This is a genomic window from Geobacillus sp. (assembly GCF_017515625.1).
GTDB lineage: Bacteria > Bacillota > Bacilli > Bacillales > Anoxybacillaceae > Geobacillus > Geobacillus stearothermophilus.
Map to the genome: position 1 here is coordinate 1 of NZ_JAFWFM010000081.1, position 6,286 is coordinate 6,286.

11 protein-coding genes and 1 pseudogene are annotated in these 6,286 nt (G+C 53.1%); 4 read left to right on the forward strand and 8 right to left on the reverse strand.

Going from position 1 to position 6,286, the window contains the following annotated elements; genetic code table 11:
- On the forward strand, positions 1–125 hold a 125-nt coding region (locus tag IKE44_RS13830; RefSeq protein ID WP_483299806.1), incomplete at its 5' end, for a hypothetical protein.
- Between the two features lie 117 nt (positions 126–242).
- Here IKE44_RS13830 and IKE44_RS05235 read toward each other — a convergent pair.
- The 7 genes from IKE44_RS05235 to IKE44_RS05265 all read right to left on the reverse strand — a co-directional run bounded on the left by IKE44_RS05235 (position 243) and on the right by IKE44_RS05265 (position 2,833).
- Positions 243–464, reverse strand: coding sequence for a spore germination protein (locus IKE44_RS05235; RefSeq protein ID WP_033011644.1), 222 nt, complete (start codon positions 462–464; stop codon positions 243–245).
- Between the two features lie 355 nt (positions 465–819).
- Positions 820–1,206, reverse strand: coding sequence for a spore germination protein GerPE (locus tag IKE44_RS05240; protein ID WP_033013818.1), 387 nt, complete (start codon positions 1,204–1,206; stop codon positions 820–822).
- On the reverse strand, positions 1,203–1,394 hold the full coding sequence (locus IKE44_RS05245) for a hypothetical protein (protein WP_033013817.1): 192 nt from the start codon (positions 1,392–1,394) through the stop codon (positions 1,203–1,205). Before IKE44_RS05245 ends, IKE44_RS05240 begins: the two co-directional genes overlap by 4 nt.
- Positions 1,391–1,993, reverse strand: coding sequence for a spore germination protein GerPC (gerPC, locus tag IKE44_RS05250; RefSeq protein WP_033011650.1), 603 nt, complete (start codon positions 1,991–1,993; stop codon positions 1,391–1,393). Before gerPC ends, IKE44_RS05245 begins: the two co-directional genes overlap by 4 nt.
- Before the next feature lie 83 nt (positions 1,994–2,076).
- Entirely contained in the window at positions 2,077–2,301 is a 225-nt protein-coding gene (locus IKE44_RS05255) for a spore germination protein GerPB (RefSeq protein WP_033011652.1), read from the reverse strand.
- Between the two features lie 15 nt (positions 2,302–2,316).
- The gene (locus IKE44_RS05260) at positions 2,317–2,538 is read right to left on the reverse strand and encodes a spore germination protein (RefSeq protein WP_287465214.1); all 222 of its coding nucleotides are present in this window, start codon (positions 2,536–2,538) and stop codon (positions 2,317–2,319) included.
- Positions 2,539–2,608: 70 nt separating this feature from the next.
- On the reverse strand, positions 2,609–2,833 hold the full coding sequence (locus tag IKE44_RS05265) for a spore germination protein (protein ID WP_033011656.1): 225 nt from the start codon (positions 2,831–2,833) through the stop codon (positions 2,609–2,611).
- A gap of 144 nt (positions 2,834–2,977) precedes the next feature.
- On the opposite strand from IKE44_RS05265, the gene IKE44_RS05270 reads away from it, so the two are divergent.
- The 3 genes and pseudogenes from IKE44_RS05270 to IKE44_RS05280 all read left to right on the forward strand — a co-directional run bounded on the left by IKE44_RS05270 (position 2,978) and on the right by IKE44_RS05280 (position 5,807).
- Positions 2,978–3,202 (forward strand): spore germination protein, encoded by a 225-nt coding sequence (locus IKE44_RS05270; protein ID WP_033013815.1) that lies wholly within the window; start codon positions 2,978–2,980, stop codon positions 3,200–3,202.
- Between the two features lie 99 nt (positions 3,203–3,301).
- Positions 3,302–4,503: pseudogene (locus IKE44_RS05275) on the forward strand (AMP-binding protein).
- Positions 4,504–4,640: 137 nt separating this feature from the next.
- On the forward strand, positions 4,641–5,807 hold the full coding sequence (locus IKE44_RS05280; RefSeq protein ID WP_287465217.1) for a DUF418 domain-containing protein: 1,167 nt from the start codon (positions 4,641–4,643) through the stop codon (positions 5,805–5,807).
- Positions 5,808–5,817: 10 nt separating this feature from the next.
- On the opposite strand, the gene IKE44_RS05285 is transcribed toward IKE44_RS05280, so the two are convergent.
- The gene (locus IKE44_RS05285) at positions 5,818–5,988 is read right to left on the reverse strand and encodes an aspartyl-phosphate phosphatase Spo0E family protein (RefSeq protein WP_033013892.1); all 171 of its coding nucleotides are present in this window, start codon (positions 5,986–5,988) and stop codon (positions 5,818–5,820) included.
- Positions 5,989–6,286: the final 298 nt, after the last annotated feature.

The window sequence follows — 6,286 nt, forward strand, 5'->3', positions numbered from 1 at the left end:
AGCAGCTGGCTGTCGGCGTCATCAGCCATGTCCAAGAGATTCGCAACCGGCTGCCGCGCCGTCTCATTGTCGAGCCGGCGGAGCCGTCCGGCCCCGGCACACGCGTCCGGCTTGAATGGATGTAACCCGTCTGTCGGGAGCAGTGCTTGGCGGATGCGTTGCCAGCGGCCGCTGCGCCGGCTGGTTAGTCCGGCCCACTGGATTGAAGGAACGGGGGGATAGGGGGCGGTCCTTGCCCCCATTTAGTTGTTGGCGGCCACGTTTTGGTCAGATACATCGGGATCAAACGCATTTGTAAAGCTGATTGCGTTGTTTGTCATGATAAAGTCGCCGGTGTTGAACCCGCCGGATCCAGCCTGCGTTTTCGTGGCGACTTTTGGTGCGATATACAAGCAGTCGCCCATTTGCACGACCGCGCCGCTGCCGACGCTGTTGATTTTGATCGGACCGACGAATGAAGGCATTACAGCTCTTCCTTTCTATATAGACTCCCATGACAAAAAAATTTCGTCACCATCGGAAGGATGAAAAGACCTCTATGTTGAATTTTACAACTTTACACATTTTGAAGTTCGGGTATTTTCAGGATAGATGCAATTTGAAGATTTACCATTTGCAACTTTTACCGAGTATTTGATCGACTGTCGGGCGACCGAACAACGCCACTTCCAGACCCATTATATAGGTCTGTGAAGCAGGCGGTTGTTCGGTCCTCCGTCACGCCAAGGCGTGACGGAGAAGCCTGTGGCTTTCCCTCGACAGTCGAAAAGGGGCAAACCGTTTTTCCGTCAGGGGACATGTTAAACTTCCTCGTTGCCTCTATATATCTGCTGCTGACGGCATCGGGCCGGCCAGCTGGCGGATATGTTTGATGCGCGCTTCGCCTTCAGCGATGGAGGTTGAGCCGATGTGGACAACGGCCGAAGAGGAGATCCCTAGCACGCGGATCGACCGGACGGAAATGACCGGGGATTCGTGGAGCGTCTGTTGTGATGCAACCGGCGGCGGGGAAGACCAGCGTGGAATCGGTTTGGTAAAAATCGGGAATGTTTGTTCCCCTTCTGGCTCGAAAAACAGCTCGTATTGCCGCTGCACGGCTAAAGCGCGTGTGCGGGCGGAAATCCGTTCAGAGTCGCCGATTTGCAGCACAGAGCTAATAATCAACGTTTCGGCATGGAGCGCCTGAACGATCGATGTCCGTTTCACGATGCCCCACCCCGAGCCGGCACGAGCGGGACGAACGGGCCGATGATAAGTGATTCGGGCGGTGTGTCAAACGCTGATGACAAGTGAATCGCATCAGCATCGCCGATTAAAAACAGCGAGGCGCTGGCGACGGCTGTCAAGCGGATGTCCCCGACATGCACATCGCGGTTAATGACGGTATAATTCACGTTGATTCCTCCCCTGAAGGCAAGTGTTTCAAAAACGCGTCGAGCGATTGTTCAATATCCGCTTTCACTTTTTGGAAGATCTCGTTTTCGACCGTTTCATCGCGATCGCCCGCGGGAACATAGCCTTGGTTTGCTTTCTCTTGCAAATAAAAGCGGATGCGTTCATCCGTCTGTCGGGCGATATCTTGCAAAATAAACTGCCGGTACGTATCATCAAGGCGGCGGTTGTATTGCTGCTCAAGCCGCTTCAATGTTTCTGCCGCCTCACTGTTTAAGTAGGCGGCTACTTTTTCCTGAATCGGGCGCATCAACACCGGCTCCGGCTTTGGGACGACGGTTTTCACCGGTTCGACAGCGAAATCTTCGATGGTGCCGCCGGCCCCCGGTGGGGCGATGCCGATATTGAGCGTTCCTTCGAGCGTTTCCACTTTCAGCTGGTCAAATTTGTATTCAATCCGCTCGATCGTAGTGCGCGGCTGCGATTCCAGCTCCCGCAGCCGGGCTTCGAGAACGGAAAGACGTCGTTCGAGCGTCCGTACTTTGTTTGTCTGCCATAATAAATAGCGGCGCAGTTGGACGAAATAGTCGTATATACTCATGGTGCACCATCATCCTCTCTACATTCCCCTCTTACTTCAATATATGGACGGCCTGTCGTCCTCATCACTTTTTTTCTCTGCATTTAGCGGGTGGCCGAATGGAGAGGAACGAGAGGAGCGGACGGCTGGGCGGCGGTGCCAAGCGGCACGGTCGCTTGCGAAGCCGGGCCAGTGAAACCGCCGGTGTTGGCAAGCGTTGACAATGCTTGGATGCTGCCGGCGCTGCCGATTTGCAAAACGGATGAGTTGGTGACGGAGCCAATCCGCAATTGATGGATGCAAATGCTTTGGCTGATGTAAACATTCAACCTCCTTCTCCTCCTTCATACGTTCCCGATGACATTTTCATCGGCGACATCGGCGTCATTCGTATTCGTATTGCTGTAATAGTTACAGATATGAAGCCCGTCGCCGGTGTTAAACGAACCGGCGCCAGCGAACGTTTTCGTCACGCTTTGCGGGGAAATCGCAAACACGTCGCCGATATGGAACACGCTGCTGCTTCCGATGCTGTTCAGTTTCACGATTCCGACAAAAGCCGGCATGGGGCATGCTCCTTTCCCAGCTTCGCAGTTGCTGCTATAGTGTATGGGCGCAAGCCGGCTGACGTTCGCCCTAATTGTTCGCGGCGTTGTTCGCGTCTATCATATCCGGATCGCCGGTGTTGGTAAAGCTGACAAATGTGTTCGTTTGCAGGAAATCACCGTTGTTGCTTCCCCCAGAGCCGGTGTGCGATTTGGACGTACTCTTTGGGGCGATTTGCAAAACATCGCCAAAATTGACCGTGCCATCTCCGCTCACATGAGTGATTTTAATCGGTCCGCTGATAAACGAAGGCACTCGCGCCCCCTCCTTTTGTTCCCATTGTTATAGCATATTGTATGAAAAAAACACGTAACTGGTTCAACGAGGGGCGGATGTCCAATCGGCAGTTAAGTTGTCAGCATATGCTAATGAGAAGGAATGGAAAGGAAGGGACAACCGATGCCAGCGATCGTCATCGGCGGGATTAAAGTGACGAGTGTAGGCGGCAACGGCACGGTGAACATGGGCGACGTGCTGCAAATCGCTCCCAAAAGCACCTCAAAGACGAATTCAGGCGCCGGCGGCGGCAATACGGGCGACTTTTTGCAGACGAATACGTTTTGCAGCGTCACCAATACAGTGGACCCGGATGTGTTCGACGCTGGAGCGAAAGGGAACAATTAGACGGCCGAATGACCAAAAAGACCGTCTTTTTCTTTTGTCCATCTTCATCTATAATATAATTATGAATTTTCTAAAATATAAGCTTGGGGGGATGGGAGAATGAACGTACCGCTTGTTCTGACCCATTTTTTAGACCGCGCTGTCGCTTTGTACGGGGACAAGCCGGCGATGATTTGTTCCGGACGGACGGTGACATACAGGCAGCTTGGCGAACGAGTGTCGAGGCTTGCCAACGGGCTGCGGGGGCTTGGCGTTCGCAAAGGCGACCGCGTGGCGTACTTGGCGCCCAACACGCTCGAGATGCTCGAAGGGTTTTACGGCGTGTTTGAAGTGGGAGGGGTGATGGTGCCGCTGAATACGCGGCTGAAACCGGATGATTACGTTTTTATTTTGAATCATAGCGAAACGAAAGTGTTGTTTGTGGATCAGGAGCTGTACGGGCTGATTGCATCAGTCAAAAACAAGCTTGAAACGGTCGAGGAGATCATTGTCCACCATAAAACAGAGGCGGTGATTGATGAAATCGCTTACGATGAATGGCTCGCCGCCCAGTCGTCAGCGCCGGTTCCGCACCGCCGCCGGCGTTTATCGCACGCGTTGAGGAAAAGCTCGGCTGGGAGTTTATCCAGGTGTACGGCATGACCGAATCATCTCCGCTCAGCACGATTTCGCTCATTCGTCCGCAGCTTGACGGACTGCCTGTGGAGCAAAAGCAGCGGATCAAGGCAAAAGCCGGCTATCCGATGATCGGCTGTGAAGTGAAGGTGGTGAATGACAACGGCGAGGAAGTGCCGGTGGACGGCCGAACGATTGGAGAAGTGATCGTCCGCAGCCATGGCGTCATGAAAGGATATTGGAAAAACGAAGAAGCAACCGTCGCAACGATCCGTGACGGGTGGCTGCATACCGGCGATATGGCGACCGTCGATGAATACGGGCATATTGATATCGTCGACCGGAAAAAGGATATTATTATTAGCGGAGGAGAAAATGTTTCGTCGATTGAAGTCGAAGGGGCGCTTTATGAACATCCTGCTGTGCTCGAGGTAGCGGTCATTGCCGCACCGCACGAAAAATGGGGCGAAACGCCGCGTGCGTTTGTCGTCGTCCGACCAGGGTACAATGTGACAGAGGAAGAGCTGATTGCCTTCTCACGGGAAAAACTAGCCCATTTCAAAGCCATTACGGGTGTTACGTTTGTTGATGAGCTGCCGAAAACAGCCTCCGGAAAAATTCAGAAAGTACACTTGCGCCGCCAATATTGGGATGCAATCGGAAAATCGGGTCGCTATGTCAACTGATGATACAGGCATGTGTCTTCAGACGGACAGAGGAGAGCGCGCCGAATGAAATGAATAAGGATACGGGCGTGCTGGAAAGGCGGTAAGGCGCCGCCGATTGCGCAGACGACTAGGTAGTAGAAAGAAGGGAGAAAGCGATGATCAGATCGACCGAGCGAATCGCCGCGGCGGATGTGTTGCGTGGATTCGCCTTGCTTGGCATTTTGCTTGTCAACATGCGTTATGTTTCCTCGCCAGCGTTATACAACGAAAGCGTCAAGGGCGGTGCTTTTGACCGAGTTTTGGACGCGGTCGTCGACGTATTGTTTGAAGCGAGCGCCTATCCGTTGTTTGCGTTTTTATTCGGGTTCGGGGCGATGACCATGTTTCGCCGGATCAGCAGCCGCGGAAAGCGGCCGATTCCGATTCTGTTGCGCCGCTTCTTTCTTTTGCTTGGGATCGGCATTGCTCATGCGTTTGGCCTTTGGTTTGGCGATATTTTAATCCCCTACGCCCTCGTCGGGTTCATCATGCTTTTCTTTTTCGCCGCCCCGCCTCGTTGGTGGCGGACGGCGGCTGTTGCCGTCTTTTTTCTTTTTCACGGCATCATGGCGCTGTTGTTAACGCTCAATGTATTGACCGGAGAAATGGAGACAGCCGGCGGCCACGAGACCGCGGCGGCCGCGGCGGTTCGCCATTATCGAAACGGAACGTTTCGTGACGTGTTTTGGCAACGGTGGAACGACTGGATGTATATCAACGACGATGGAGGGCTTTTGCTTACGGTGTTGACCGTGCTGCCGTTTTGTTTGCTTGGCGGCTATGCCGCCGACCAACGTTCGCTTGAAGCCGATCGTCACTCGCCTGCGAAGCTGCGCCGCCTGATGAGGTGGGCGCTATGTTTTGGTTTAGCACTGAAAACCATTCCGTATTGGGCTGGGGTCAACAACTTGACCATGTACATCCAAGACAGCTTTGGAGGCGCAGCATTGGCGGTGTTCTACGCGGCGGCCGCCGTGTTCGTCTGCGGGAAACGAAGTTGGCAGCGCGCTTGGCGGTGGTGGCAAGACGTTGGCAAAATGTCGCTCACTCATTATCTCGCGCAATCGCTCGTTTGCACGTCGCTGTTTTATGGTTATGGGCTTGGGTGGTACGGACGCACAAGCGCATGGCAGGAGATGTTGATTGCGTTTGCTTTGTATGCGACTCAAGTGTGGATAAGCCGCTTTTGGTTTGCGCGTTTTCATTATGGTCCGGTTGAGTGGATGTGGAGGTGGGGGACATACGGAACGCGGCCGCCGTTTCGCCGCCGGCCGGGGCAATAAAAACCCCCGCTTACTGAACGGACGGGGAAGGCGATTCCAACATTCTCGTGTGCTGCAAATATTGGTTGATCAATTGGTCAAGCTCTTGGCTGCATTCGATCGTCTCTTTGGCCGTGAACCCATACGTGAGCGCCAATTCAATCATTTGTTGTCGTTTTTCTTCAATTTGCAACAGAACCATTTCCTTCACCATCAATTGTTTGAAATGTTGGTTAAGACATGCCGCGTCGATGCAAGACGTTTGTTGCATGACGAAAGTCGCAATCGACGCCCTAGTGGAAACTAAACATTATTATACATATCCCGACGAAAAGAGGAAGCGATTCGGGAAAATAAGTCCTGAATCCGTGATAAAGACGCGTTCAAAGCTGCCAAGAAAACTGGATCAATCAGCAAAATATTGCACTCGGGGTTCTTCACCTAATAGGTGAACATTCGAAATGGAGTCGAAGTCTCGACACGATTGGGTTTCCCAGCAT